Source organism: Giesbergeria anulus (assembly GCF_900111115.1).
In the GTDB taxonomy this organism is placed as follows: Bacteria; Pseudomonadota; Gammaproteobacteria; order Burkholderiales; family Burkholderiaceae_C; genus Simplicispira; species Simplicispira anulus.
Genome location: NZ_FOGD01000002.1, coordinates 521,075 through 547,094 on the forward strand (window position 1 = coordinate 521,075; position 26,020 = coordinate 547,094).

Genomic DNA, 26,020 nt, shown 5'->3' on the forward strand with positions numbered 1-26,020 from the left:
TTCTACTTTCCGGCCTTGGCGGCATCTACGCCTTGGCTTGCGGCCGCTTTCTCGACTTCACTGGCACGCATCAACTGAAAGTTCATCTTAAAAGCAGCCACACGGCGCTGGTCACGGGCACTCATGGCCACATTGCCTGCCACAATTTCTACCAAATCGGGCTTGGTCAGCCAAGGGGTGTTGTTGCTGAGGTTGCGCAACATCTCCGAGATGCGCTCATTGGACTGCGCCATACCCTGCATAGTAACGGTGCGGTCTTGTTGCTTGAGGCTAGTAATATAGACACCATCGGGCAGTTGCTTGACCAGCTCACTGAGCAGATGCACAGGCAGATTGCGGTCGGCCTGCAAATCTTCTACAGCTTTTTGCCGAGCCGCCAAGGACGCAATTTCTTCTTCGATGGTGGCAATTTCTTTGATCTGGTTTTCTAATACCTTGATTTCGCCTTGCAGAAAGGTATTTTTGGCCTGTTGTTCACTGATTTGCATCTGGAACCACCAATAGACGCCAGCAGCAATCAACAGGCCGACCAAGAACGACGCAAACATCGTGGCTTGGAACATTTCACGCCGACGCTTGCGGGCAGCCTCCCGATGGGGAAGCAAATTGATCAAAATCACTGCAAGAACCTCCGCATCGCCAATCCACAAGAGGTGAGATAGGACGGTGCCTCACGCGCCATTTTTTTCATGCGAACACCACTGCCGATTTCCATGCCTTCAAACGGGTTGACCACGCTACACACGGCCCCGGCGTGTTGGGTGACGGCTTCGGTCAGGCCAGGTAGAGGGGCCGAGCCACCGGCCAACAGGATGTGATCGACGCGATTGTGCGGGGTACTGGTAAAAAAGAACTGTAGCGCCCGGCCAATCTCTTGGGCCAGTGTTTCAACAAAAGGTTTGAGCACGGCAGAGGCGTAATCGTCGGGCAAATCGCCGTTGCGCTTTTTGCTTTCAGCCTCTTCGGGCGAGAAGCCATACTGGCGCACGATGAGCTGAGTGAGTTGCGCGCCCCCAAAAGCTTGATCGCGGTCGTACAACACCTCTTCGTTGCGAATGACCTGCATACTGGTGGTCAGGGCACCGACCTCAAACAAGGCCACGACAGCATCAACACCCTTGTTGGGCAATGCCTCAATCAGGCGACTGGCAGCCAAACGGGCAGCATAAGACTCTATGTCAACAATCACGGCTTTGAGCCCGGCAGCTTCGGCCAAACCTTGGCGGTCTTGTACCTTTTCGCGGCGTGATGCGGCAATGAGCACATCCACATCGCCGGGGGAACTTTTGTTCGGGCCAACGACACAAAAATCCAAACTCACTTCGTCAAGCGAGAAGGGGATGTACTGATTGGCTTCGGACTCTACCTGCACCTCTAACTCTTGGTCGGTCATACCGGCAGGCAACGTGATCTTTTTGGTGATAACTGCCGACGGGGGCAGGGCCAGTGCCACGTTTTTGGTGCGAGTGCCACTCTTTTTGACTAAACGACGCAGGGCATCGGCCACTTCATCAAATTTTTCGATGTTGCCGTCGGTAATCCAGCCCCGCTCTAGCGGTTCAATGGCGCAGCGCTCCAACACCAGCCCGCCAGCCTTGTTGTGTGCAAGCTCTACCAGCTTGGCACTGGAGGAACTGATGTCAATGCCGACCAGCGGGGCGGGCTGTTGACTGAGCAAAGCTCCCACAGAAATCAAGATGGCTCCCCTTTGTGCTGAAAATATAGGCAATATATGCGCAATTGTCCATGGATGCTATCAGTAAGATAGTCCTGCAGCAAAAGCTTTTACGACCACGGTACTGGGTGTTCGTTGCCAAAAGCAGACGCATCGGCCCCAGCAGTGCTACTGTAGCAGCCGCTCTAGGGCCGTAAAACACAGCCGCAATGAGCGTCGGTTTTTCATGGGCATGGTCCCATTTTTATAATGTGCACTATTACCCATCCGGAGCGTTATGCCGCCCCCCGACTTTTCCCCTGAGCACACTCCCCTTTCACCTGAAGCCGAACCTGAGCAGGTACCCGCAGCGCCGCCGCCAGCGCCACCGCGCAAGCCCCATTGGCTATTGCGTCTGCTTTTTTGGAGCTTGGGGCTGTTGGTGGCTGGAGTTTTGGCTGCTGTGCTGGTAGCGGGTGTAGCGCTGGCCATGGCCTATCCCAATCTGCCAGATATCTCTGACTTGGCCGACTACCGGCCCAAGTTGCCACTGCGGGTTTATTCTGCCGAGGGAGCCTTGCTGGGCGAGTTTGGCGAAGAGCGTCGCAACCTGACGCCGATTCAGGACATTCCGCAGGTGATGAAAGATGCGGTGCTGGCGATTGAAGACACCCGCTTTTTTGAGCACAACGGGGTCGATTTCAAGGGGATTTTGCGCGCTGGACTGGCCAACCTTGGGCGCGTAAAAAGCCAAGGCGCATCTACCATCACTATGCAGGTAGCGCGCAATGTGTATTTGTCTTCCGAAAAAACCTTCACTCGGAAAATTTACGAAATTTTACTGACGTTCAAACTCGAACATTTGCTCAGTAAAGACCAGATTCTGGAAATCTACATGAACCAGATTTTTCTGGGCAACCGGGCCTACGGCTTTGCGGCAGCCGCAGAAATCTATTTTGGCAAGCCGCTCAAGCAAATATCGGTGGCAGAGGCGGCCATGCTGGCGGGCCTACCCAAAGCGCCATCAGCCTACAACCCGATCAGCAACCCTAAGCGGGCCAAAGTGCGCCAGTTGCACATCATTGACCGCATGGAAGAGAACAGCTTTATCACCGCAGAGCAGGCCATGCAGGCGCGTGAAGAAAAACTGCACATCCGCAGTGGCACTGACCAGACCCGCACCCATGCAGAATATGTGGCCGAGATGGCGCGCCAGCTAATCTTTGCCCAGTACGGTAATGAGGCCTACACGCGCGGGCTGAACGTGTACACCACCCTTAACGCTGGGGATCAAGAAGTAGCCTACCGAGCCCTGCGCCAAGGCATCATGGACTACGAACGCCGCCAGCCTTATCGGGGGCCAGAAAAGTTTGTCACCCTGCCCAGCAATCCACAAGCGCTGGACGAAGCGATTGACGATGCACTGGCCGATCACCCCGACAATGGGGATGTCCTCTCAGCCATTGTGCTAGAGGCCAGCGCACGCAAAGTAGTGGCGGTGCGTGGCAATGGTGATGTCTTGGAAATTACTGGTGAGGGCTTGCGCCCCGTGCAGTCGGGCTTGAGCGACAAGGCCCCTCCCAACACCAAACTGCGCCGGGGTGCCATCATTCGGGTGACCAAAACTGCCAAGAAAACCTGGGAGGCGACACAACTGCCTGAGGTTGAGGGAGCATTTGTCGCCTTGGAGCCACGCACGGGGGCCATCCGAGCGCTGGTGGGGGGCTTTGATTTTGACAAAAACAAGTTCAATCATGTGACCCAAGCTTGGCGTCAGCCCGGCTCTAGTTTCAAGCCGTTTATCTATTCGGCCTCGCTGGAAAAAGGCTTTACCCCGGCTACAGTCATTAGTGACAGCCCGCTGTTTTTTGATGCTGGTGTGACCGGCGGCCAACCTTGGGAGCCGAAGAATTACGACGGCAAATACGACGGCCCCATGACCATGCGTACCGGCTTGGCTAAATCAAAAAACATGATCTCCATCCGTATTTTGCAGGCCGTGGGTACCAAAAATGCGCAGCAGTGGGTCACGCGCTTTGGCTTTGATGCCGAAAAGCACCTGCCCTACCTGACGATGGCTTTGGGTGCAGGCTCGGTCACGCCGATGCAGTTGGCGGTGGGCTATGCGGTGTTTGCCAATGGTGGCTACCGGGTCAATCCTTGGCTGATTGCCAAGGTCACGGATCACAAAGGCAAGGTCATTTCAGAAACCCAGCCCCCAGTGCTGGACAAGCAAGAGCGTGCCATTGAGGCCCGCAATGCCTTCATCATGAATAGCCTGTTGCAAGAAGTAGCCCGTTCCGGCACAGCGGCACGCGCCCAAGCCACGCTCAAGCGCCCCGACTTGTATGGCAAGACCGGCACCACCAATGACGCCATGGATGCTTGGTTTGCGGGCTTTCAGCCCACACTGGCTGCCGTGACGTGGATTGGCTACGATACGCCACGCAACTTGGGTAGCCGTGAAACCGGCGGCGGCTTGAGCTTGCCAGTGTGGATTTCTTTCATGGCCCATGCGCTCAAAGATGTGCCCGTGATGGAGCCCACTGTGCCCCCCGGCGTGGTGCAAAGCGGCGGCGAATGGTATTACACCGAGTATGCGCGTGGCGGTGGTGTATCTAACTTGGGCGGCGAAGCGCGCCCTACAACCAGCAGCACCCGTAGCAGCACCGATGCGGCACCACAACCTCCGGCGGCTGAAGAGCGCAACCGCATCATGGATTTGTTCCGCAATTAAGAGCCAAAACGCAAGGCCAGCCCCGCTTGGGTGCTGGCATCTGCGTCTAAGCGGGCAAAAAATTCGCCGCTGCCTTTGGTGCATTGCCACTGGTGGCCGTCAAAACGGTAGTGGTAACCTCCAGAGCGCGTAGCCAGCCAGATTTCATGCAGCGGCTTTTGCTGGTTAATGACGATCTGGCTGCGGTTAGGAAAGGTGAGCGTGACCATGCCGCCGCTGCGCTGGCTGTCGATGTCGGCATCGGTGTTGTCGTTGATGCGGTCACAAGCCTGCTCCACGGCCAGTAACAATTTTTCAGCTTGAGCCAAGAATTCAAGGTCGGTCATACAATTTCACCATGTTAAAAGCGTTTCAAATTCTAGTCAGGCGCTTTGTCCTTGTTGCTAGCGTGGCAGCGGTATTGTCGGCCTGTGGTCAGCGCGGCCCTTTGTATCTGCCACCAGCGGCATCTGCTCCCGCCTCCCCAGCCCTTCCTGCCACTTCTATTGCTCCATGACCTCTACTGTATTGCCCGGCCATCCCCACATCGCCTATCGGGGCGCTGATCTGTTCATTGAAGACTTGCCTGTGGCCCAACTGGCACAAATGCACGGCACGCCGCTGTTTGTGTACTCTAGTGCGGCCATGCAAGAAGCTCTGGCGGCTTACCAGCGTGGCTTTGCTGGGCGCAAAGTGCAAATTTGCTATGCCATGAAGGCCAACCCCTCGCTGGCTATCGTGCAGTTTTTTGCGCGCCAAGGCTGCGGCTTTGACATTGTCTCGGGCGGCGAGTTGGAGCGCGTGTTGGCCGCTGGCGGTGATGCGGGCAAGGTGATTTTTTCTGGCGTTGGTAAAACCCGTGCCGAGATGCGCCAAGCCCTGCAAGCAGGTATTTTGTGCTTTAACGTTGAGAGCGAGGCCGAGCTAGAGGTTCTGAGCGAGGTGGCGGTGTCGATGGGCTTGCAAGCCCCGGTGAGCATCCGCGTCAACCCCAACGTCGATCCCAAGACGCACCCCTATATTTCTACCGGCCTCAAGGGCAACAAGTTTGGTGTCGCCCACGAGCGCACCTTGGCCACCTACCAACGCGCTGCCAGCTTGGCCGGTATCCGCGTCGTAGGCATTGACTGCCATATCGGCTCCCAAATCACCGAAGCGACGCCGTACTTGGATGCCGCTGACCGGGTGCTCGATTTGATCGAAGCCATTGAGGCCGCAGGCATCCCCATCCACCATATCGATTTTGGCGGCGGCTTGGGCATCAACTACAACGGCGATACCCCCCCTGCCGCCGATGACCTGTGGGCGCAATTGCTGGCCAAAATGGATGCGCGTGGTTTTGGTGATCGGCAGTTTTTGATTGAGCCGGGCCGCTCTTTGGTGGGCAATGCGGGCCTGTGCGTGACTGAGGTGCTCTACCTCAAGCCCGGCGAAGAAAAAAACTTCTGCATCGTCGATGCCGCGATGAACGATTTGCCGCGCCCGGCCATGTACCAAGCCTTTCATGGCATTGTGCCTTTGCAGCAGCACAGTGAGGTGCCTGCACAAGTTTATGACGTGGTGGGGCCGGTATGCGAGAGCGGCGACTGGCTGGGCCGCGAGCGCAGCTTGGCCGTGTGCCCCGGCGACCGTCTGGCCGTGCTCTCGGCAGGTGCGTATTGCATGTCAATGTCCAGCAACTACAACACCCGTGGCCGTGCCGCAGAGGTGCTGGTCAGTGGCTCGACCAGCACCGTGATCCGCCCACGCGAAACAGCGGCCGACAGCTTCCGCAACGAGCGTTTGCTAGCCCTCTGACAGCCGCTTGAGGAGGCGACTGGCCGCTGGGTATAGTCTCCTCAAGCATCCGACTTCACCCGATGCGCTCGTCTTGCGCTGCTCCTGATATGCCCATAGAACTTTACCGAGACAGAAACCATGCCTGTTATATGTTTACCGATTTGGTAGACGAAGACGGGCAGGCGGTGCAGGCCAATCAGTTTCTGATTGTGGATGACGACACTGGCGCTGTGATTGACCCTGGTGGCAATTTGGCCTACAACGAGGTGTATATGGGGATGCTCAAGCATTTTCCGCCGCAAAAGCTCTCGTATGTGTTGGCCTCCCATGCTGATCCAGACATCATTGCGGCGCTAGACCGCTGGCTCTCTAGCACCAAGGCCCTGCTGGTGATATCGCGTGTCTGGGAGCGCTTTGTGCCCCACTTTACCAAGGCGGGTAAGACGGAAAACCGCGTGATTAGCGTAGCCGATGCTGGTGGCCGTTTGCCGCTAGGTCGCCATGAAATCTGGCTGATTCCGGCACACTTTATGCACTCGGAAGGCAATTTTCAGTTTTACGACCCGGTAAGTCGTATTTTGTTCAGTGGGGACTTGGGGGTGTCTATGACCACCGGCGCGCAAGCGGCCCGCCCTGTGACTGACTTCAAGAGCCATCTGCCGCTGATGGAGGGCTTTCATCGGCGCTACATGGTGTCCAACAAAATTTTGCGCCTGTGGGTGAGCATGGTGCGCCGACTCGATATTGCGATGATCGTGCCGCAACATGGTGCACCGCTACTCGGTGCCAAGGTGATTAGCGAGTTTCTGGACTGGATTGAGAATTTGTCTTGCGGCATTGACCTGTTTGATGAGCGCGCTTACCAAGTGCCTACCGCCACCATTGACCCAGTGGTGCGCCCGTCTCTGCCCATGTTGCAGACGCTACGCAAGCCCAACTAAAAAATGCCCCCCGGTGCCTTAAAAGCACCGGGGGGCATCGCTATCGAGGTGCCAGGTGGCGGCAGTTACCGCTCAATCTTCGACAAAGGCCTCTTCGCGTTTGTTTTTCACAGCAGGCAGCAGCACAATAACCAGCAACAACAGGGCAGCCGCCAACAGGCCAGCCGACAAGGGTCGGGTAACAAACACGCCCCAGTCGCCACGCGACAACAGCAAGGTACGGCGCAGGTTTTCTTCCATCATCGGACCCAGAATAAAGCCCAGCAGCAGCGGTGCTGGCTCTGAACCCAATTTGTGGAACAGGTAACCAATCAGGCCAAAGGCACCCACCATCCAGATGTCAAAGGTGTTGTTGTTGGTGGAGTAGACCCCAATGGCACAAAACAGCACGATGGACGGAAACAGCCAGCGGTAAGGCACAGTCAGCAGCTTGATCCACATGCCAATCAAGGGCAGGTTCAAAATCAGCAGCATGGCATTGCCAATCCACATCGAGGCAATCAGACCCCAAAACAACTCAGGGTTGCTGGTCATGACCTGTGGACCGGGTTGGATGTTGTGGATGGTCATGGCCCCCACCATCAGTGCCATCACGGCATTAGGGGGAATACCCAGCGTTAGCAGCGGAATGAAGGAGGCTTGGGCTCCGGCATTGTTAGCGGCCTCAGGCGCAGCCACACCACGGATATTGCCTTGACCAAAGGGAACTTCACCTGGATGCAGTTTAGTTTTCTTCTCTAGCGTATAGGCAGCAAAAGAGGCTAACAGGGCACCGCCACCGGGCAGAATACCTAGCGCCGACCCCAAGGCCGTACCACGCAGCACCGCAGGGGTCATGCGCTTGAAGTCTTCTTTGGTCGGCAACAGGCCCTGCACCTTGGCGGTAAACACCTCGCGCTCACTGTCGGGCTGCGCCAGGTTAGCAATAATTTCACCGTAGCCAAACACGCCCATCGCAATGGCGACAAAGCCAATGCCGTCAGTCAGCTCTGGAATATCAAACGAGAACCGAGCCACCCCCGAATTCACGTCGGTACCCACCAACCCCAGCAGCAGGCCTAGCACAATCATCGCCACCGCCTTGAGCAGCGAGCCAGAGGCCAGCACCACAGCACCAATCAGACCCAAGATCATCAGGGCAAAGTATTCTGCTGGGCCAAACTTGAAGGCCACCTCAGTCAGTGCCGGAGCAAAAGCAGCCAGAATCAGCGTACCCACCGAACCAGCAAAAAACGAACCCAAGCCTGCAGCAGCCAGCGCCGGGCCAGCACGGCCCTTGCGCGCCATCTGATAGCCGTCAATCACCGTGACCACCGAAGCCGATTCGCCCGGCAGATTAACCAAAATGGCCGTGGTAGAACCGCCGTACTGTGCGCCGTAGTAAATACCCGCCAGCATAATCAGCGCTGCCACTGGTGGCAGGGCATAGGTAGCAGGCAGCAGCATGGCGATGGTAGCCACTGGGCCAATGCCAGGCAGCACACCAATCAAGGTGCCCAACACGCAGCCAATCAAACAGTAGATGAGGTTTTGAAACGTGAAGGCGACGCCAAAGCCCATCGCTAGATTGTCAAGAAGTTCCATGGGTGATGCTCCTGATTAGCCGACGATAAAGCTAGGCCACACTGGGAACTGCAACTTGAGCGCCCAGACAAAAGCCAGATAACTGGCCACCGCCAAAATGGTGGCCAGCACAAAAACGCCCTTGGCATTGAACTCGGTGCCCGCCAAGCTAGAAATGAAGGTCAATGCATAAATGGCGACGATCAGCCCCATGGCTGGAATGCCCAAGCTAGGCAGTCCCGCCAGCAAAATGCCAAACACCAGGTTGGCCGCCAAAATAAAACACAGTGGACGCCAAGCCCATGCACCGATTTTGTCGCCATCCAAAGTTTGTACCACTAGCGCCTTGAACGCAATGGCGGTGCCAATCAAGGCTAACAAAGCCCCCAGCACCATCGGAAAATAACCCGGCCCCATGCGGGCCCCGGAACCCATACTGTATTCAGTAGAGCCCCAGGCAAAGGCAATGCCGACCCCCATAAACATAAGACCGGAAAAAAAGTCTTTTTGACTCTTGATTTTCATGAGTTTGTCTCCCATACGGAATAACCAGCGGGCGATTGTGCGGTCGATTGTCCCGGCTACTGATGTGGATTCCACCTACGCATGCCCCGGTATTTACCCTTGTATGCGCCGCTTAGGGCTGTGGTGTGGTGGCTACCACTTCCTCTAGAGTCGTTAGGCCCTGCGCTACCCGCAGGGCACCGGCCATGCGCAGCGGGCGCATACCATCTTGCACGGCTTGGCGGCGCAATGCATCCATAGATGGCTCAGCATTGATACCCGTTTTGAGCGCCTCGCTGACGGTGAGCAGTTCATACAATCCCATACGCCCGCGAAACCCGGTCATCCGGCAATCAATACAACCCACCGGCTTGTAGGGCTGGTAGCCACCGGAGAGCTTCCAAGGCTTGACGGCCTCGGCCAGCAGATCTAACGGCGCATCAGGATCGGGCTGCTTGCACTGTACGCATAAGGTGCGCACCAGCCGCTGCGCCAAAACACCCAGCAGCGTAGCATTGAGCAAGTAAGCCGGAATGCCCAGCTCTAGCAGTCGGGTGACGGCGCTGGGCGCATCGTTGGTGTGCAAGGTGCTAAACACCAAATGGCCGGTCAGGGCAGCTTGCACGGCCATCTCTGCCGTTTCAAGGTCGCGGATTTCGCCCACCATGATGATGTCGGGGTCTTGGCGCATCAATGCGCGCACGCCTTCGGCAAAACTAAAGTCCAGTTGTGGCTGCACTTGGGTTTGGTTGAAGCTCGGTTCGATCATCTCAATCGGGTCTTCGACCGTGCTGACGTTCACCTCCTCAGTAGCCACGCGCTTGAGCGTGGAGTACAGGGTGCTGGTTTTGCCCGACCCAGTGGGGCCAGTGACCAAAATGATGCCATGCGGGCGCTGGATCAGCCCCTCCCAGCGCTGCGCGTCGTGCGGCAAAAAGCCCAGTGCATCCAAGTTTTTGACAGCGGTGTCAGGGTCAAAAATCCGCATCACCATTTTCTCGCCAAAGGCGGTGGGCAGGGTGGAGAGGCGCATTTCCACCTCGTCACCACGCTGGTTGCGCGTTTTGATGCGGCCATCTTGCGGGCGGCGTTTTTCTACCACGTCCATGCGCCCCAGCAGTTTGATGCGCGCCACCATGGCACTCATCACGCCGGGGGGCATTTGGTACACCGGGTGTAGCACACCATCAATACGAAAGCGGATCACACCTTGTTCGCGCCGAGGTTCTAGGTGGATATCACTGGCGCGCTGGTCAAAAGCGTATTGCCAGAGCCAATCGACGACCTTGACCACGCCTTGGTCGTTGGCATCAAGTTGCTTATTGCTACGCCCCAGCTCAACCAACTGCTCAAAGCTGCTGGCGCTGGCGCTGCCACCGGCTTTTTGTGCTGCCCGTACCGATTTGGCCAAGGCAAAAAATTCAGCGGTGTAGCGCTGGATTTCTTGCGGGTTAGCCAGCACGCGGCGCACACTGCGCCGCGCTTGGCGTTCGACTTCGGCCACCCAGTCCGTAATAAAGGGTTCTGCCGTAGCCACCACCACTTCCGTGGAGGTCACTTGTACCGGCAGTACCTTGTGGCGCTCGGCATAGCTGGCGCTCATGGTGTCGGCCACCTTGCCCACATCGACCCGCAGCGGGTCAATCCGCAGGTAAGGGATGCCCACATGCCGGGCTAAAAATTCAGTGAGCGTTTCTACATCCAACGCCTTGCCATCGCTGGCATGGGTCATGGCCACATTGGCCAAGCGCACCAGTGGATGTTGGCTGCTCTCCGCTTGAGAGCAACGGGCGATGGTGCGCTGGGCTTCTTCGGGCGTAATCACGCCATCGGAACGCAGCCATTGCACTATTTGACGCCACTCCAACGGGCCGTATTGGGGTTCGGTATCAGGCAGGGACATTGCGTCAGGCCGTGATGGGTTTGAAGCTGCGCACCCATTTGCGCGTCGGGATGTCCCAGCGCGCTTGCACGGCATCGCAGCGGGCCAACAACTCACCACGTTTAAAGCGGCTGGGGGTGCGTTGGGCCAGTACTACGGCGTTGCCCTCACGGGTAGGCTTGAAGGCCCAGACGGCATCTTCACCAAAGGCTGTAGCAATTTTTTCTAGGCTTTGGTCAAAGCTGGCACTACGGCCAAACAGGTTGACGGTCATGCAGCCGTCTTCGGTGAGCAGGGCGCGGCAATCGGCATAAAACTCGGTGCTGTCGAGCACGGGGGCGGCGGCGTTGTCGTCGTATAAATCGACGGCCAAAGCATCGACGGTGCCTGTCCACTCGTCGCGGCGGATTTCTTCGCCAGCGTCGGCCAGCACCACGCGCAGCATGGAGCTGTCTTGGGGCAGTTTGAACCAAGCCCGGCACACGGCCAGCACCTGCGGGTTCAGTTCTACGGCGGTAGTACACATGCGCAGCTTTTTGTGACAGAACTTGGTAATAGCCCCAGCGCCCAACCCCAATTGCATGGCATGGCGTCCGGCCACGGTCGCCGGATCGACAAACAACAGCCAAGCCATCATGCGCTGGACGTATTCCAGTTCCAGCTCAAAGGGTTCTTTGATGCGCATCGAGCCTTGAATCCAAGGCGTGCCTAGGTGCAGGTGGCGCACATCGCCATCGTCAGAGACACTGACATCGGGTAGGGTGGTAGCAGTGGTTTTAGTTTTGGGTCGGGCCATCAAAGAGGTTCCAGTAATCCATAAGCAGCCAAAGCCTGCACCCAAGCTACACGTTTGCGCGCAAATCTCCACAAAATATGGGCTAGGCTGATGTGGTAACAGTGTTTGTGCAGGCTGGTGGCGATCCAGTTTGGCGTCAGACAATCGACGTATTCTGACGCTTGATCGTCCCACACAATACACCTTCGATTTCACACTACGATGCAGGAGACAGCTATGGACATCAGCTACAAACAAAAAGTGATTTCTCTGGCCTCAGACTTTATGAAAGGCACAATGGCACCCGATGCTTTCTATCGGGGCCTAACTGAGGCCTTGGTGGGTACCGTGGGGTGCAGTCGTGCCAGCCTGTGGCGTTATACCAACGGCCTGTATGACAAGCTTGAATGCCTAGATCTGTACGACAGCGGAGAAAGCCAGCACCATGCCGGTTTCACGCTGCTAGAGACCGATTTTGGCGCCTACTTTGAAGCCATGCAGCGCGACAACATGATAGTAGCCCACCATGCACGCCAGCACCCCGCCACCGATTGTTTTAACGAGTCGTACTTTGAACCCCACGGCATTTACAGCCTGCTGGATGTGGGAATCAGTGTCAACGGTTCGCGTTGGGGTCTGTTCTGTTGTGAGCAGGTGACTTTTGTCAAAGAGTGGAGCCAAGCAGACACCGAAATTTTGCGCTCCATCAGTACCCTGTGCGGCATGGCCTTTAAAAAACTGCCCTGAACGCCAACGCCGCCGCCAACCGTGGCAGCGCGGCACCGGTATTGGCACAGTGGGCCTGTGCCAGCGTATCCAATGGCAACTGGCGCAGCCCAGCCAGTACAGCAGCAATGCGAGGCAACTGTGCTGGAGCATTGCGGCCTTGTGGCTGCCCTTGGGCACGCTCTTGTGCTGTGCGGTACAACCAGTGCGGCGGCATATCCGGGGCATCGGTTTCTAGCACCAAGGCCTCCAAGGGCAGTTCTAGCGCTAAACGGCGCAATTGCAAAGCGCGCTCATAGGTCAGGGCACCGCCAAAGCCTAATTTAAAGCCCAGCGCGATAAACGCTTGGGCCTGTTGCAAGCTGCCATTGAAGGCATGGGCAATACCGCCTTGCACGGGTATCTCGCGCAACCCCTTGAGCAGCCGGTCAGCGCTGCGGCGCACATGCAAAATCACTGGCAAATCAAAGCGCCGGGCCAATTGCAACTGCGCACGGTAAAACTGCTCCTGGCGAGCAGCGTCCAGCCCCGGCACGAAGTAATCGAGGCCGATTTCGCCCACGGCTACCAAGTGCGGGTCACTGCGGTACTGCTCTAGCAAACGCCCCAGCGCCGCCACATCGCCATCGCCTGCTTGTGGGGTGTAGAGGGGATGAATGCCCAGCGCATAGCTATCACCATACCGGTGGGCCAGTTGGCGCACCGCCTCGGCATGGGCCAGTTCCACCGCCGGAATCACTAAGTGATGTACCCCTTGGGCGCGGGCCTGTGCCCGTACGGCGTCCCGGTCGGGGGCAAACTCTAGGGCATCGAGATGGCAGTGGGTATCGATCCAAATGGGCATGGGGCAGCGGGCTAGGCTCAGGTCAGTACGCCCGATACCAAGCGCAACACCCGATCACAACGAGCGGCCAAAGTCTCGTCGTGCGTCACCATAATAAAGGCGGTGCCCTGCTCGCGTGCCAGCGCCAGCATGTGCTGGAACACGCCTTCGGCGGTGCTGCGGTCAAGGTTGCCGGTGGGCTCATCGGCCAGCACACAGGCCGGGCGCGTGACCAGCGCGCGGGCAATGGCCACGCGCTGGCGCTCACCGCCTGAGAGTTCTGCCGGGCGGTGTTCAGCCCGCTGCGCCAGCCCGACGCTAGCCAACATCTGCGCGGCTTGGCGGTCACATTCGGCCAGTGGCAGGCGGCGAATGCGCAGCGGCATGGCAACGTTTTCTAGCGCACTGAATTCGGGCAACAGGTGGTGAAACTGGTACACAAAGCCCAAGTGTTGGTTACGCAATTGGCCTTGCTGCGCCGCTGAACATTCTGCCAAGTTCTGCCCTAGCAAATGCACGCTGCCAGCGGTGGGGCTGTCCAATGCCCCCAGCAGATGCAGCAAAGTGCTCTTACCCGACCCTGAAGCGCCGACAATCGCCAGCGTTTGGCCCGCATGCACCTCCAGATCCACGCCTTGCAGCACCGTCACGTCTAAACGGCCTTCGCTAAAGCGTTTGCTCAGGCCCTTGGCCTGCAACACCGGGGCGAGGGAATGGGAAAAGGGTGGGTTACTCATAGCGCAGGGCCTCGGCGGGGTTGACGCGGCTGGCGTGCCAACTGGGGTACAGCGTAGCGACAAAAGACAGCAGCAGTGAGATCAGGCCAATCGGCACAATGTCGCCTGCCTGCGGGTTGCTGGGCATTTTGCTGATGAGGTAGATGTCTTTGGGCAAAAAGCTGGCATTGAGCAACCGCTCAATGGCGGGCACGATCACATCGATGTTGAAGGCAATACCTAGCCCCAGCAGCAAGCCGACCAGCGTGCCAATCACCCCGACCATCGCACCTTGCACCACAAAAATCCCCATGATGCTGCGTGGGCTGCTGCCCAGCGTGCGCAAGATGGCAATGTCGGCGCGCTTGTCTTGTACTGACATCACCAGTGTGCTCACCAAATTGAACGCCGCCACAGCCACGATCAGCGTCAGGATGATGAACATCATGCGCTTTTCCATCTGCACGGCGGCAAACCAAGTGCGGTTTTGCTGTGTCCAGTCGCGTATCCACAGCTCACCACTGATGGTAGCGGCCAGAGCCTGCGCCACGCTGCGGGCTTGATGCAAATCGTGGAGCTTGAGCCGGATACCAGTGGGGCCTTCCAAACGGAAGATGCGCTGTGCATCCTCGTGGTGCAACATCACCAGTGCCGAGTCGTATTCATAGTGGCCCGAATCAAAGGTGCCCGCCACCGTCATTTGCTTGAGGCGCGGCACGACCCCAGCCGGGGTCACCTGCCCTGCCGGGGCAATCAGCGTTACCGCATCACCCACCTGCACGCCTAGGCTGCGTGCCAGTTCCACCCCCAGCACGACACGAAACTCGCCCGGCACCAATTGCGCCAGCGTTTGCGCACTGGCTGCGGCCAGATCGGTCACTTCCCCTTCATGGGCGGGGTCAATGCCACGCACGAGGGCACCTTTCATATCTTCGCCACGCGCCAGCAGCGCTTGCGCCGCCACAAACGGGGCCACACCGGCCACCTGTGGGTTTTGGCGGGCCTCGGCCATTGTGCGCGCCACGTTGGGCAAAGCAGCGCCACCGGGGGCAAAGATCTCAATGTGCGAGACCACGCTCAACATGCGGTCGCGCACCTCTTTTTGAAAGCCGTTCATCACCGACAACACGATGATGAGCGCCGCTACCCCCAAAGCGATGCCCAGCATGGACACCCCTGAGATAAACGAGATAAAACCATTGCGCCGGGTGGCACGACCGGCGCGGGTATAGCGCCAGCCTAGGGCGAGTTCGTAAGGAATTTGCATGGAGCGGTGATTGTGGCACTGCCGAGCCACAAGCAAGCAGCCACGGTAGCATCACCCCATGCACCGATTGCACCGTTTTCTCCCATTCCTCCAATGGCCCCGACCCGATAGGACTTTGCTGCGCAGCGAGGCACTGGCGGGATTGACCGTCGGGCTGATGGTGATTCCCCAAGGCGTAGCCTATGCCGCATTGGCCGGAATGCCTTTGGTCACGGGCATTTATGCTTCCATGTTGCCTGCCTTGGTGGCGGTGTTGTTCAGTGCGTCTACGCGGCTGTCAGTCGGGCCTACGGCCTTGAGCTGCCTGTTGGTGGGCACCTCGCTGGCAGGGCTGGCAGAGCCGGGCAGTGCGCAATGGGTACAACTGGCGGTTTGGCTGGCGCTGCTCAGTGGTTTGTTACAGGCGATGCTGGGGGGGCTGCGCTTTGGCTGGCTGCTTAATCTGGTCAGTGCCCCGGTGCTAATGGCGTTTACCCAAGCGGCGGCAGTGCTCATCATGGGGTCGCAATTACCATCTTTGCTAGGCTGGCAGGGGGCTTGGCCGGGCTGGGGGCAAGCATTACCAGTGCATTGGCCCTCACTGGCATTTGGTGTGGTCAGTGTGGCCTTGCTGGTAGGGGTGCGGCGCTGGAAACCGGCTTTTCCGTCGGTGTTAGTGATTGTGCTCGGCAGTGCGGGCCTATCGCAGTGGTTGGGCTTTGCCGATGCCGGGGGTGCTGTGGTGGGGCCATTGCCCCAAGGGCTGCCAGCGCTGTATTGGCCCACCCTACCGCAGGCCGATGTACTAAGCCAGTTGATTCTCCCAACCCTCGTTATCACGCTGGTGAGTTTTTTAGAAACTGCTTCCAGCGCCAAGGTAGATAGCGAGCGCGCTGGTAAGCGCTGGAACCAAGACCAAGACCTGATCGGCCAAGGGCTGGGCAAGATTGCCTCTGGGCTGTGCGGCTCCTTTGCCACCAGTTCGTCGTTTTCTCGCTCGGCGCTCAACTTGTATGCCGGGGCGCGTACTGGCTGGGCCACCGTGGCCTCGGTGCTGGTGGTGATGGTGGCACTGCTGTGGTTGACGCCCGTGCTGCGCCATGTGCCCCAGCCGGTGCTGGCGGCCATTGTGTTGGTGGCCGTGGTGGGTCTGATCAAGCCGCGCGAATTTATCCGCCTGTGGCGCATCTCGCGCACCGAGGCCGCCATTGCCGCCGCGACCTTTGCCGTGACGCTGCTGGCCGCCCCGCGCCTGTATTGGGGCGTGTTGGTGGGGGTGCTGATGGCGTTAAGCCAGTTTTTGTACCAGCGCCTGCACCCGCGCATCATTGAGGTGGGGCAACACCCCGATGGCAGCCTGCGCGACCGCCATCTGTGGCAACTGCCACCTTTGGCACCCCACCTGTACGCGCTGCGCATGGATGCCGCACTGGACTTTGCGACCGCCAGCGCTTGGGAACGTGCCGTGGTCGAGCACTTGAGCCTGCATCCGGACACCCGCCATGTCTGTCTGTTTGCCCAACCCATCAACCGCATTGACGCCACAGGCGTCGAAGTATTTATGAAGGTGGCAGCGCAATTGCAACGCCAGCGCATCACCCTACATGTGAGTGGCATGAAGCTGCCGGTAGAAACCGCCCTGCGCCAAGCAGACGCCTTGCCGTCTGGCTCTGGGCTGGTGCTGTACCGCACCGATGCGGAGGCGCTCAATGCCATGAGCTTGCTGCGCGAATGGCCCGACGATATTGCAGGCAGCGCCATTTAAGCGCTATTTGACCCGGTGGCCCTAGGGGCCAGAGGCCATCCCGGAAAATACCGCCCATGCCCCATCCCGTAGAACTGATTGTTCCTTATGCCGCCTGCCAAACCCCTGCTTGCCAAGAAACCCTGCAAGCGCTGGCACTGCCCCACCTGAACCGCTTACTCGCCCGCCTGTCCCCAGCACCCCAACCACTGGCAGCCATCGACGAGATGGACACCAGTCTGTCCCTACCCCATGAACGGGCTTGGGCGCAAGCGCTGGGCCTGCCCGATGCCAACGGCCATATCCCTTGGGCAGCAGGGTATGCCTACCAGCAAGAGCTGGCGGGCATTGGGCCAGATACAGCTTGGGCTTTTATCACGCCCTGCTACTGGCAAGTAGGCACCGACCACATCACCCTGCACGACCCAGCGCAACTGCAACTGACGCCGCAAGATGCCCAAACCCTGCTAGAACTGGTCTCTCCTTGGCTGGCCGAAGATGGCTTGCAATTGCACCTAGACACCCCCGGCCGCTGGCTGGCCCACGGGCCACTGCTGGCCGAGTTGCCCATGCCCTCCCTAGAGCGGGTGCAAGGCCAAGATGTGCGCCACTGGATGCAGCATCAAGGGCAAAACCCGCACATCAGCGCCACCCAGCGCCGGGCCACGCAAGTCTGGCAGCGCCTGCACAGCGAGCTACAAATGCTGCTCTACACCCATCCCTTTAATGATGCGCGCCAAGACCGTGGCTTGGTGCCGGTCAATGCCTTCTGGGTGCATGGGGCCGGTTGCTTGGCAACGCCCCCCGCCGCCATCACGCTACCGCCGCAGCGGCTCGATAGCCTGCAAACGGCGGCCCAAAGCGGTGATTGGCCAGCTTGGGCCAGCGCGTGGCAAGCACTGGATGCCGGGCCACTGGCGCAACTGCTGCAACACATTGACGCTGGCGGTGCGGCACGGCTCACACTGTGCGGTGAACGCGCTGCCCTGACTTGGCACACCGCTCCGCGCAGCTTGGGGGAGCGCCTGTCCCGGTTTTTCCGGCCCCGTTCCTTTAGCGAAATCTCCAAGGCCCTATGAAAATCACCGTTCGAGAGACCCCACCCCGCAGCACTTGGGCATTGGAGCAGGCGGGCATTCACCCGCTGCTGGCACGCCTCTATGCAGCCCGTGGCGTGAGCAGCCCGCAAGAACTAGATGCCAGCTTGGCCCAATTGTTGCCACCGCAAGGACTGCAAGGGATACAAACTGCCGCCACCTTGCTAGCCGATGCCATAGCGCAAAACCTGCGCCTGTGCATCGTGGCCGATTACGACTGCGATGGTGCCACCGCCTGTGCAGTCGCCATTCGGGGATTGCGGCTGCTGGGGGCGCAGCAAGTGGACTTCCTTGTGCCCGATCGGGTGGTGGATGGCTATGGCCTCACGGCGGCTATCGCCCGGCGCGTCAAAGAGCGCGGTGCCGATGTGCTAATTACCGTAGACAACGGCATTGGCAGCCCCGAAGGCGTGGACGAGGCCCATGCCCTGGGCATGCAGGTACTTATCACTGACCACCATTTACCCTCGAACCAAGTGCCAGCGGCTGATGCAGTAGTCAACCCCAATCAGCCCGGTTGCACCTTTGCCAGCAAGCATCTCTCTGGAGTGGGAGTCATGTTTTATGTGCTGCTGGCATTGCGCGCAGAGCTGCGCCAACGCGGCCAGTTTGATGCCACTAGCCAGCCCCGGCTCGATGCCTTGCTGCCCTTGGTGGCCTTGGGCACGGTGGCCGATGTGGTGCGGCTCGATGCCAACAACCGCCGTTTGGTGGCGCAAGGGCTGCAACGGGTGCGCGCTGGGCAGATGCCGCCCGGTGTAGCGGCACTGTTTCGGGCCGCTGGGCGCGATGCCCGCCAAGCCAGCAGCCAAGACTTTGGTTTTGCGCTGGGGCCGCGCATCAATGCCGCAGGCCGCTTAGCAGATATGGCCTTGGGCATTGAATGCCTGCTCACCGACGATGCCAGCCGCGCCGACGAACTGGCCAAATTGCTCGACAGCATCAACCGCGAGCGCCGCGAGATTGAAGGCGGTATGCGCGACCAAGCGCTGGCGCTGGCCGAAAACCTCTTTGCGGCAGAAGACACCCCGCCCCCAGCCATCACTGTGTTTGACGAGGCCTTTCACGAAGGCGTAGTCGGCATTGTGGCCTCGCGCCTCAAAGACAAACTGCACCGGCCCAGCTTCGTGTTTGCCGTCAGTGGCGCACCGGGCAAGGAGCAAGAACTCAAAGGCTCTGGGCGCTCCATTGTCGGCTTTCATTTGCGCGATGCGCTGGATTTACTGGTCAAACGCCACCCGGGCGTGCTGCTGCGTTTTGGCGGTCATGCGATGGCCGCAGGCTGCACGATTGACCGGGCGCAGTTGGACACATTTACCCAAGGGCTGGCCCAAATCGCGCAAGAGCAACTCGATGCTGCGACGCTCACACGCCAATTAGAAACTGATGGCCCGTTGGCACCGCAATACCGCCGCGCCGATCTGGTCGATACGCTGCAACGCGAAGTCTGGGGCCAAGGCTTTGCCCCGCCTACCTTCAGTGAGGAAGTGGAGGTACTGAGCCAACGCTTGGTGGGCCAAGACGGCAAGCACCTATCGCTCAAGCTCAAGCACCAAGGCGAGCCGGTGGATGGAATTTGGTTTGGCCATACTGAGCAGTTACCCTCGCCGGTGCTGCTGGCCTTCCGTCTCGATGTCAACGAGTGGCAAGGCCAGCGCAAGGTGCAGTTTTTGGTCGAGGGCGCGCAGCTTTAACCGGATCAGTGGTCAGCAGGAGCAGCACTGTGGCTCATCAGCTTATCGGTTAGGGCAATAGCCAACGCACTGAGCAAGAAAGTGATGTGGATGATGGTTTGCCACATCAACACCTTCTCATCGTAGTTGGCAGCATTGATAAAGGTTTTGAGCAGGTGAATAGAGCTGATGCCGATGATGGCGGTACTGAGCTTGACCTTGAGCACCGAGGCATTGACGTGGTTAAGCCATTCGGGTTGGTCAGGGTGGCTCTCTAGGTTCATGCGGCTGACAAAGGTCTCGTAGCCGCCCACAATCACCATGATGAGCAGATTCGAGATCATCACCACGTCAATCAGCCCCAACACCACCAACATGATGATGGTTTCGTTGATCTTGGTGATCTGCACATCGGTTTTGTAGCCAATGCCACTGATCAGCGCCTGCAATGCCTCGCTGTTACCAAACACGGCTTCGAGCAAATGCACCAGCTCCACCCAGAAATGGAACACATACACCCCTTGGGCCACAATCAGGCCCAAATACAAGGGCAACTGTAGCCATCGGCTGGCAAAAATCAGCGAGGGCAGCGGGCGCAGGGGCGAAGGGGAGCCAGAACGGGGAGAAGACATGCAGCAGCCTGTGAATAAAGAAGGGGCGCCGATTTTACGCAGCGCCCCCTGAAACGGGTATGACGGGCACAAAACCCGTCTGCTCTATCAGAAGCTTTCCCAGTCGTCCTCGTGGCCCGGGGCCTTGGGGGCGGGTGCCGCAGCCAAACGCGGAGCAGGTGCCGCGACACGGGGGACGCTGCGCCCAGACGACACCGCAGGCCGGGGTTTGGCCGCAGGCGCTGCCACCGCAGGCGCTGGCGGGCGCGCACGGGTTGGCATAGCGGCGGCACGCGGGGCCGGTGCAGGTCGTGACCCCGTAGCAGCAGCCCCAGCCCCGACATTGAACACCGATACCACTTCAGCCAAATGCTGGGCTTGGTCACGCATGGCGCTGGCCGCTGCGGCCGACTCCTCTACCAATGCTGCGTTTTGCTGCGTCATTTGGTCAAGTTTGGTAATAGCAACGTTGACTTGGGCGATGCCATCGCGCTGCTCAGTGGACGAGGCGGTGATCTCGCCGATCAAGTCCGTCACACGGCGCACGCCCTCAACAATCTCGGTCATGCTTTGGCCCGCTTGCGCTACCTGCTGCGATCCGGACTCCACATTGGCCACCGAGGCATCAATCAAGCCCTTAATCTCTTTGGCAGCCCCGGCGCTGCGCCCAGCCAAACTGCGCACCTCAGAGGCCACCACGGCAAAGCCTCGGCCTTGCTCCCCGGCGCGGGCCGCTTCTACGGCAGCATTGAGCGCCAAAATATTGGTTTGAAAGGCGATGCCATCAATCACGCCGATGATGTCAGCAATTTTGCGCGAGCTGTCGGTGATCTGCTGCATACTGCTGACCACCTGCCCCACTACAACGCCACCACGCTCTGCCGCTTGGGCGGCAGTAGCCGCCAATTGGTTGGCTTGGCGTGCGGTATCTGCCGACTGCGTTACAGTAGCGGTGAGCTGCTCCATGCTGGCGGCAGTTTGTTCCAAATTGGCAGCCGTCTGCTCTGTACGTGCCGACAAGTCGTGGTTGCCAGTGGCAATCTGGCCAGAGGCCGCTGAGACGGACTCTACGCCACCGCGCACCTCACTGACCAAGCCGCGCAACCGCTCCGACATTTTCTGAAAGCTTTGCAGCAGGTCGCCAAATTCATCTTGGCGGCTGCTGTGCAGATTTTGCGTTAAATCGCCTTGGCTGATGGCATTGGCAGCCTGCACGGCTTGGTGCAAAGGTTGCGTGATCGAGCGCACCAGTGCTGCGGTCAGTAACACACCAATCAGCACCGCCAGCACAGCAATGCCAGAGGCCACCAAGGCGGCCTTTTCGCGGGCACTGTGGGCGGCGGCAATCGCCTTGTCGCGCTCGGCCTCTTCTACTTTGATGTAGTCTTGTACGGTTTTGGCTAGGTTCGTGGCTACAGGGATAAACTCTTGCTGGGTGAAAGCAAAGGTAGCTGCATAGTCCCCGGCTTGTTTGAGTTCAGGTACTTTCTTCAGCAGCTCCTTGGCTGGGGCTCGCGCCTGAGCCACTCGCTCCAGTGCCTGCTTTTCCACTTCACTGCGGGCGCGCTCATTGGCGCGTTTTTGGATTTCATTGATTTTGACCGAATCGGCCACACTTTTTTGGTGCAGGAAGTCATAGGCTGCGACAGATGGCACATTAATAGCCGCCACCGTGCGCTCCATCACCACCTCCGTCAGACCCAGCCAGCGCGTAGCATCGGTGATGGAGGTCTCGTAATGGGAAATCTCCTCAAACGCATGCACCATCGCGCTGGTCGAGCGCTGCTGCACAAAAAAGGCTGCTGCCAGCACCAACAGCAGCAAACCTAAAACAGTGCCCCACAATTTGTGGGCTACACGCATATTGTCTAAATTCATCGCTTATTTATCCTCTGGCAAATAGATGGGTGGTGCGTGTGCTAGGCACACATTGACCGATGAGGCCTTGTCTGAGGGATTCTACGAAGCCCTGATGATGAGTGCGCCACAATCAATCCACAAGCAAAGCCCTAAAATCGTTTGGTGACCTCCTACCTCAATGCCGATCTGCACTGCCATTCCACCGTCTCGGATGGCACCCTCAGCCCCCACGCCTTGGCGGTGCGCGCACGCCAGCAGGGCGTCGATCTTTGGGCCTTGACCGATCACGATGAAACGGGTGGCCTGCCCCAAGCCCAAGCCACAGCACAGTCTCAAGGCATGGCCTTTCTCAGTGGCGTAGAGATCTCTGTCAGCTTTGCCCACGAAACCATCCATATCGTGGGCCTAGGCTTTGATATACACGATAGCACGTTGACACAAGGGCTGGCCCACACCCGAGGGGGCCGCGATCAGCGCGCCCAAGACATGGCGCAGCAACTGGCCCAAGTGGGCATCGCAGGCGCTTACGAAGGTGCATTGCGCTATGTGGGCAACCCAGCGCTGGTCTCGCGCACCCACTTTGCCCGTTTTTTGGTCGATAGCGGGGTATGCCACGACACCAGCGAGGTGTTTCGCCGCTACCTGACCGAAGGCAAACCCGGTTTTGTGCCGCACCGCTGGGCGGGGCTGGGCGAGGCCGTGCGTTGGATCACCCAAGCCGGTGGTGTAGCGGTGATTGCCCACCCGGCCCGTTACCGCCTCACGCCCAACGAGGAGTTTGCCCTGTTCTCCGAATTCAAGGCGCATGGCGGCCAAGCGGTAGAAGTAGTCACCGGCAGCCATGCCGTACACGAATACGCGACCTACGCCGACATGGCGCGCGAGTTTGGTCTGGCCGCCTCACGCGGCAGCGATTTTCATGCCCCAGACGAGTCCAGCACCGATCTGGGCACCCTCCCCCCTTTGCCTGCCGACTTGGTGCCCGTATGGGATTTGCTGCGCCACCGTGTCCAAGCCCCTGTCTGAAAGTGTGACGTTATGGCCCAGTTCTTTGAAATCCACCCCGAAAACCCCCAGCCACGCCTGCTCAAACAGGCCGCTGCCCTGCTGCAAAAGGGTGCCATTTTGGCCGTGCCTACCGATTCGAGCTATGCACTGGTGTGCCACTTGGATGACAAACAGGCGGTAGACCGCCTGCGCCGCATTCGCCAAGTCGATGACAAGCACCACCTGACGCTGCTGTGCAGTGACCTCTCAGCGCTGTCTAACTATGCATTGGTGGACAACAAACAATACCGCCTGCTCAAGCTGGCTACCCCCGGCCCCTACACCTTCATTTTGGAGGCCACCAAAGAGGTACCCCGGCGCGTCAGCCACCCTTCGCGCAAAACCATTGGCTTGCGCGTGCCCGACCGCAAGGGCCTGCAAATGCTGATCGACCTGCACGGTGCCCCATTGCTGGCCACAACGCTGATTGCACCGGGCGAGACCGAGCCACTCAACGATGCCCACGACATCCGCACCCGCTACGAGCACCAGATTGACGCCGTGATTGATGCTGGAGGCTGCCCGTTTGAACCAACCACGGTGATTGATCTCACACCCATGTCCAGCGGTGATGACCCCGTAGTGCTGCGCCAAGGGCGCGGCAGCCTGTCGGCCATTGGCCTCTAAACCTGTTCAAACCCCGGAGAAGCTGCCCCCGTGGACGATTTTTCTCAACTGATCCAGACCGTTCTGATCTACGCCCTGCCGGTGCTGTTTGCCATCACCGTGCATGAGGCCGCCCACGGTTATGCCGCCCGCCACTTTGGCGACCCTACTGCCGCCATGCTGGGGCGCATCACGCTCAATCCGCTCAAGCACATCGACCCGATGGGCACCATCTTGATGCCGCTGCTGCTGTACTTTGCCACCTCTGGGGCATTTTTGTTTGGCTATGCCAAGCCGGTGCCGGTGCAGTTTGGCCGCCTGCGCAACCCCAAGCGCGACATGATCTGGGTAGCCTTGGCCGGGCCAGCCTCTAACTTTGTCCAAGCCATCCTCTGGGCGGCATTGCTGCTGGTGTTGATCGGCTTGGGTGTAGAAGAGCGCTTTTTTCGCGAAATGGCGCGGGCTGGCATTTTGACCAATTTAGTGATGTGGGCGTTTAACCTGTTTCCGCTGCCTCCGCTGGATGGGGGCCGTATTTTGGTCGGCCTGCTGCCTTGGAAGCAAGCGCAGTGGCTGTCTCGCGTAGAGCCCTGGGGCTTCTTTATTGTGATGGGGCTGGTGCTGGCGGGCATTGTGGGGGCCGTGTGGCTGCGCCCACTGATGGCCCTAGGTTACAGCCTGATCCAACTGCTGCTCACACCGCTGGCCTTGCTGCTGCGCTGAGTTTTCTCTTTTTCTGTTTTTATCGATCACTATTTCATGAGCACCACGCGCTTTCTCACTGGTATCACCACCACCGGCACCCCACATCTGGGTAATTTTGTTGGCTCTATCCGCCCAGCAGTGGCAGCCAGCCACACCCCCGGTGTCGAGAGCTTTTATTTTCTGGCCGATTACCACGCCCTCATCAAGTGTGAAGACCCACTGCGCATCCAGCGCTCCACTTTAGAGATCGCTGCCAGTTGGCTGGCAGCGGGCCTAAACCCTGAGCAGGTAACGTTTTACCGCCAGTCCGACATCCCCGAAATCCCTGAACTCAACTGGCTGCTCAGTTGCGTGACTGGCAAGGGACTGCTGAATCGTGCCCATGCCTACAAAGCCTCACAAGACAAAAACTTGGCTGCAGGCCGCGATGGCGATGAGGGCGTGACAGCGGGGCTGTTTATGTACCCGGTGCTGATGGGTGCCGACATTTTGATGTTCAAGGCGCACAAGGTGCCGGTGGGCCGCGACCAAATCCAACACATCGAAATGGCCCGCGACATCGCCAGCAGCTTTAACCACCTCTATGGCGAGCATTTTGTGCTGCCCGAGGCTGTGGTGGACGACAACGTAGCCACCCTGCCCGGCTTGGATGGCCGCAAGATGAGCAAGAGCTACGACAACACCATTCCGCTGTTCTCGTCGCGGGCGCAGTTACAAAAGCTGATTGGGGGCCTGCTCACCGATTCGCGCTTGCCCGGCGAGGCTAAAGAAGTCGAAGGCTCGGCACTGTTCCAAATTTACCAAGCCTTTGCCACCGAGCATGAGACCGCCGCGCTGCGCCAAGCCTATGCCGATGGCATTGCTTGGGGCGAGGCCAAACAGTTGCTGCTAGAGCGTGTCGATCAAGTCATTGCCCCCATGCGCGCCGAGTACGAAGCCCTGATTGCCGACCCCGCGCGCATTGAACGCACCTTGCTGGCTGGGGCAGAGCGCGCCCGCGCGCTGGCCACGCCGTTCATCCGTGAACTGCGCCATGCCGTGGGTTTGCGCAGCTTGGTACAAGTAGCCAGCGCTGCGCCCGCGAAGGCAGCCAAAGTGGCTAAACCAGCTTTCAAACAATACCGCGAAGCCGACGGGCAGTTTTATTTCAAACTGTTGGCTGCCGATGGCCGCTTGCTGTTGCAAAGTACCGGCTTTACGGCACCTAAAGAAGCAGGCCAAGCCATTGCCCGTTTGCAACAACAAGGCGAAGTAGCTCTGGCCGATCTAGCTGGGCAATTGGCCCCCGTGGCAGGCGTCACAGCGCCAGATGTGGCAGCGGCTTTGCAAGCCTTACGCGCAGAAGACTAAAG

At 58.9% G+C, this 26,020-nt stretch carries 24 protein-coding genes; 12 read left to right on the forward strand and 12 right to left on the reverse strand.

The features are described 5' to 3' along the window. Positions 1 to 2: 2 nt before the first annotated feature. Together BMX55_RS06360 and BMX55_RS06365 are read right to left on the reverse strand one after the other, a co-directional pair. A complete protein-coding gene (locus BMX55_RS06360) occupies positions 3 to 620 on the reverse strand; it encodes a PilN domain-containing protein (RefSeq protein ID WP_091454477.1) in 618 nt (205 codons plus the stop codon). Then, complete coding sequence (locus tag BMX55_RS06365; protein ID WP_091454479.1) at positions 617 to 1,696, reverse strand: pilus assembly protein PilM; 1,080 nt, start codon at positions 1,694 to 1,696, stop codon at positions 617 to 619. The genes BMX55_RS06360 and BMX55_RS06365 overlap by 4 nt, the downstream gene beginning before the upstream one ends. A gap of 256 nt (positions 1,697 to 1,952) precedes the next feature. Between BMX55_RS06365 and BMX55_RS06370 the strand changes: the two genes are divergently transcribed. Beyond that, positions 1,953 to 4,391: a penicillin-binding protein 1A gene (locus BMX55_RS06370; protein ID WP_091454482.1), complete on the forward strand. Its 2,439-nt coding sequence runs from the start codon at positions 1,953 to 1,955 to the stop codon at positions 4,389 to 4,391. Here BMX55_RS06370 and cyaY read toward each other — a convergent pair. Beyond that, the gene (cyaY, locus tag BMX55_RS06375; RefSeq protein WP_091454485.1) at positions 4,388 to 4,717 is read right to left on the reverse strand and encodes an iron donor protein CyaY; all 330 of its coding nucleotides are present in this window, start codon (positions 4,715 to 4,717) and stop codon (positions 4,388 to 4,390) included. The two genes, BMX55_RS06370 and cyaY, sit on opposite strands and share 4 nt — an antisense overlap. Positions 4,718 to 4,728: 11 nt before the next feature. On the opposite strand from cyaY, the gene lptM reads away from it, so the two are divergent. The 3 genes from lptM (at position 4,729) to BMX55_RS06390 (ending at position 7,090) form a co-directional block, all read left to right on the forward strand. Further along, positions 4,729 to 4,887, forward strand: a complete 159-nt coding sequence (gene lptM / locus BMX55_RS06380) for an LPS translocon maturation chaperone LptM (protein WP_091454487.1) — start codon at positions 4,729 to 4,731, stop codon at positions 4,885 to 4,887. Next, positions 4,884 to 6,167, forward strand: a complete 1,284-nt coding sequence (gene lysA / locus BMX55_RS06385) for a diaminopimelate decarboxylase (protein ID WP_091454489.1) — start codon at positions 4,884 to 4,886, stop codon at positions 6,165 to 6,167. The genes lptM and lysA overlap by 4 nt, the downstream gene beginning before the upstream one ends. Before the next feature lie 89 nt (positions 6,168 to 6,256). Continuing rightward, positions 6,257 to 7,090 carry an oxygen-binding di-iron domain-containing protein gene (locus BMX55_RS06390; RefSeq protein ID WP_091454492.1) on the forward strand — a complete coding sequence of 278 codons (834 nt, stop codon included), beginning with the start codon at positions 6,257 to 6,259 and terminating at the stop codon, positions 7,088 to 7,090. 72 nt (positions 7,091 to 7,162) lie between these two features. Here the strand turns inward: BMX55_RS06390 and BMX55_RS06395 are convergent, their stop codons facing one another. The 4 genes from BMX55_RS06395 to BMX55_RS06410 form a co-directional block, all read right to left on the reverse strand. Further along, positions 7,163 to 8,674: a tripartite tricarboxylate transporter permease gene (locus tag BMX55_RS06395; RefSeq protein WP_091454494.1), complete on the reverse strand. Its 1,512-nt coding sequence runs from the start codon at positions 8,672 to 8,674 to the stop codon at positions 7,163 to 7,165. A gap of 15 nt (positions 8,675 to 8,689) precedes the next feature. Next, positions 8,690 to 9,178 (reverse strand): tripartite tricarboxylate transporter TctB family protein, encoded by a 489-nt coding sequence (locus tag BMX55_RS06400; RefSeq protein WP_091454497.1) that lies wholly within the window; start codon positions 9,176 to 9,178, stop codon positions 8,690 to 8,692. Between the two features lie 112 nt (positions 9,179 to 9,290). Next, on the reverse strand, positions 9,291 to 11,060 hold the full coding sequence (tfpB, locus tag BMX55_RS06405; RefSeq protein ID WP_091454500.1) for a type IV pilus assembly ATPase TfpB: 1,770 nt from the start codon (positions 11,058 to 11,060) through the stop codon (positions 9,291 to 9,293). A gap of 4 nt (positions 11,061 to 11,064) precedes the next feature. Then, positions 11,065 to 11,835, reverse strand: coding sequence for a class I SAM-dependent methyltransferase (locus tag BMX55_RS06410; protein ID WP_091454934.1), 771 nt, complete (start codon positions 11,833 to 11,835; stop codon positions 11,065 to 11,067). Between the two features lie 216 nt (positions 11,836 to 12,051). Here BMX55_RS06410 and BMX55_RS06415 point away from each other — a divergent pair, with 216 nt between their 5' ends. Further along, the gene (locus BMX55_RS06415) at positions 12,052 to 12,561 is read left to right on the forward strand and encodes a GAF domain-containing protein (protein WP_177172831.1); all 510 of its coding nucleotides are present in this window, start codon (positions 12,052 to 12,054) and stop codon (positions 12,559 to 12,561) included. On the opposite strand, the gene BMX55_RS06420 is transcribed toward BMX55_RS06415, so the two are convergent. Genes BMX55_RS06420 through BMX55_RS06430 form a run of 3 tightly spaced genes read right to left on the reverse strand, consistent with a single transcriptional unit; the run spans position 12,545 to position 15,346 of the window. After that, complete coding sequence (locus BMX55_RS06420) at positions 12,545 to 13,384, reverse strand: TatD family hydrolase (protein ID WP_091454507.1); 840 nt, start codon at positions 13,382 to 13,384, stop codon at positions 12,545 to 12,547. The two genes, BMX55_RS06415 and BMX55_RS06420, sit on opposite strands and share 17 nt — an antisense overlap. Before the next feature lie 17 nt (positions 13,385 to 13,401). Then, complete coding sequence (gene lolD / locus BMX55_RS06425) at positions 13,402 to 14,100, reverse strand: lipoprotein-releasing ABC transporter ATP-binding protein LolD (RefSeq protein WP_091454510.1); 699 nt, start codon at positions 14,098 to 14,100, stop codon at positions 13,402 to 13,404. Further along, complete coding sequence (locus BMX55_RS06430) at positions 14,093 to 15,346, reverse strand: lipoprotein-releasing ABC transporter permease subunit (RefSeq protein ID WP_091454513.1); 1,254 nt, start codon at positions 15,344 to 15,346, stop codon at positions 14,093 to 14,095. Before BMX55_RS06430 ends, lolD begins: the two co-directional genes overlap by 8 nt. Positions 15,347 to 15,404: 58 nt before the next feature. Here BMX55_RS06430 and BMX55_RS06435 point away from each other — a divergent pair, with 58 nt between their 5' ends. Genes BMX55_RS06435 through recJ form a run of 3 tightly spaced genes read left to right on the forward strand, consistent with a single transcriptional unit; the run spans position 15,405 to position 19,860 of the window. Beyond that, complete coding sequence (locus BMX55_RS06435; RefSeq protein WP_091454516.1) at positions 15,405 to 17,090, forward strand: SulP family inorganic anion transporter; 1,686 nt, start codon at positions 15,405 to 15,407, stop codon at positions 17,088 to 17,090. Positions 17,091 to 17,146: 56 nt separating this feature from the next. Further along, positions 17,147 to 18,148, forward strand: coding sequence for a phosphoglycerate mutase (locus tag BMX55_RS06440; protein ID WP_177172832.1), 1,002 nt, complete (start codon positions 17,147 to 17,149; stop codon positions 18,146 to 18,148). After that, on the forward strand, positions 18,145 to 19,860 hold the full coding sequence (recJ, locus tag BMX55_RS06445; protein ID WP_091454521.1) for a single-stranded-DNA-specific exonuclease RecJ: 1,716 nt from the start codon (positions 18,145 to 18,147) through the stop codon (positions 19,858 to 19,860). The genes BMX55_RS06440 and recJ overlap by 4 nt, the downstream gene beginning before the upstream one ends. A 5-nt stretch (positions 19,861 to 19,865) precedes the next feature. Here recJ and BMX55_RS06450 read toward each other — a convergent pair whose 3' ends face one another. Both BMX55_RS06450 and BMX55_RS06455 read right to left on the reverse strand, forming a co-directional pair. Continuing rightward, a complete protein-coding gene (locus BMX55_RS06450; RefSeq protein WP_091454525.1) occupies positions 19,866 to 20,471 on the reverse strand; it encodes a TIGR00645 family protein in 606 nt (201 codons plus the stop codon). An 87-nt stretch (positions 20,472 to 20,558) separates the two neighbouring features. Continuing rightward, positions 20,559 to 22,328, reverse strand: a complete 1,770-nt coding sequence (locus BMX55_RS06455; RefSeq protein WP_091454528.1) for a methyl-accepting chemotaxis protein — start codon at positions 22,326 to 22,328, stop codon at positions 20,559 to 20,561. Positions 22,329 to 22,472: 144 nt separating this feature from the next. Between BMX55_RS06455 and BMX55_RS06460 the strand changes: the two genes are divergently transcribed. From BMX55_RS06460 to BMX55_RS06475, 4 genes are read left to right on the forward strand one after another with little or no spacing between them, the layout of a single operon-like run. Next, a complete protein-coding gene (locus BMX55_RS06460; RefSeq protein WP_091454531.1) occupies positions 22,473 to 23,336 on the forward strand; it encodes a 3',5'-nucleoside bisphosphate phosphatase in 864 nt (287 codons plus the stop codon). Positions 23,337 to 23,348: 12 nt separating this feature from the next. Next, entirely contained in the window at positions 23,349 to 23,984 is a 636-nt protein-coding gene (locus BMX55_RS06465; protein WP_091454536.1) for an L-threonylcarbamoyladenylate synthase, read from the forward strand. A gap of 30 nt (positions 23,985 to 24,014) precedes the next feature. Further along, a complete protein-coding gene (locus BMX55_RS06470; RefSeq protein WP_091454539.1) occupies positions 24,015 to 24,686 on the forward strand; it encodes a site-2 protease family protein in 672 nt (223 codons plus the stop codon). Positions 24,687 to 24,722: 36 nt separating this feature from the next. Then, complete coding sequence (locus BMX55_RS06475; RefSeq protein ID WP_091454543.1) at positions 24,723 to 26,018, forward strand: tryptophan--tRNA ligase; 1,296 nt, start codon at positions 24,723 to 24,725, stop codon at positions 26,016 to 26,018. The last annotated feature ends 2 nt before the right edge of the window (positions 26,019 to 26,020 follow it).

What these genes read in the sequence shown, in the direction of transcription:
- recJ (WP_091454521.1), top strand. Translation starts at nt 18,145, where the DNA reads ATGAAAATCACCGTTCGAGAGACCCCACCCCGCAGCACTTGGGCATTG.
- lysA (WP_091454489.1), top strand. Translation starts at nt 4,884, where the DNA reads ATGACCTCTACTGTATTGCCCGGCCATCCCCACATCGCCTATCGGGGC.
- BMX55_RS06475 (WP_091454543.1), top strand. Translation starts at nt 24,723, where the DNA reads ATGAGCACCACGCGCTTTCTCACTGGTATCACCACCACCGGCACCCCA.
- BMX55_RS06370 (WP_091454482.1), top strand. Translation starts at nt 1,953, where the DNA reads ATGCCGCCCCCCGACTTTTCCCCTGAGCACACTCCCCTTTCACCTGAA.
- lptM (WP_091454487.1), top strand. Translation starts at nt 4,729, where the DNA reads ATGTTAAAAGCGTTTCAAATTCTAGTCAGGCGCTTTGTCCTTGTTGCT.
- BMX55_RS06400 (WP_091454497.1), bottom strand. Translation starts at nt 9,178, where the DNA reads ATGAAAATCAAGAGTCAAAAAGACTTTTTTTCCGGTCTTATGTTTATG.
- BMX55_RS06430 (WP_091454513.1), bottom strand. Translation starts at nt 15,346, where the DNA reads ATGCAAATTCCTTACGAACTCGCCCTAGGCTGGCGCTATACCCGCGCC.
- lolD (WP_091454510.1), bottom strand. Translation starts at nt 14,100, where the DNA reads ATGAGTAACCCACCCTTTTCCCATTCCCTCGCCCCGGTGTTGCAGGCC.
- BMX55_RS06410 (WP_091454934.1), bottom strand. Translation starts at nt 11,835, where the DNA reads ATGGCCCGACCCAAAACTAAAACCACTGCTACCACCCTACCCGATGTC.
- BMX55_RS06420 (WP_091454507.1), bottom strand. Translation starts at nt 13,384, where the DNA reads ATGCCCATTTGGATCGATACCCACTGCCATCTCGATGCCCTAGAGTTT.
- tfpB (WP_091454500.1), bottom strand. Translation starts at nt 11,060, where the DNA reads ATGTCCCTGCCTGATACCGAACCCCAATACGGCCCGTTGGAGTGGCGT.
- BMX55_RS06435 (WP_091454516.1), top strand. Translation starts at nt 15,405, where the DNA reads ATGCACCGATTGCACCGTTTTCTCCCATTCCTCCAATGGCCCCGACCC.
- BMX55_RS06390 (WP_091454492.1), top strand. Translation starts at nt 6,257, where the DNA reads ATGCCCATAGAACTTTACCGAGACAGAAACCATGCCTGTTATATGTTT.
- BMX55_RS06395 (WP_091454494.1), bottom strand. Translation starts at nt 8,674, where the DNA reads ATGGAACTTCTTGACAATCTAGCGATGGGCTTTGGCGTCGCCTTCACG.
- cyaY (WP_091454485.1), bottom strand. Translation starts at nt 4,717, where the DNA reads ATGACCGACCTTGAATTCTTGGCTCAAGCTGAAAAATTGTTACTGGCC.
- BMX55_RS06455 (WP_091454528.1), bottom strand. Translation starts at nt 22,328, where the DNA reads ATGAATTTAGACAATATGCGTGTAGCCCACAAATTGTGGGGCACTGTT.
- BMX55_RS06440 (WP_177172832.1), top strand. Translation starts at nt 17,147, where the DNA reads ATGCCCCATCCCGTAGAACTGATTGTTCCTTATGCCGCCTGCCAAACC.
- BMX55_RS06465 (WP_091454536.1), top strand. Translation starts at nt 23,349, where the DNA reads ATGGCCCAGTTCTTTGAAATCCACCCCGAAAACCCCCAGCCACGCCTG.
- BMX55_RS06450 (WP_091454525.1), bottom strand. Translation starts at nt 20,471, where the DNA reads ATGTCTTCTCCCCGTTCTGGCTCCCCTTCGCCCCTGCGCCCGCTGCCC.
- BMX55_RS06415 (WP_177172831.1), top strand. Translation starts at nt 12,052, where the DNA reads ATGGACATCAGCTACAAACAAAAAGTGATTTCTCTGGCCTCAGACTTT.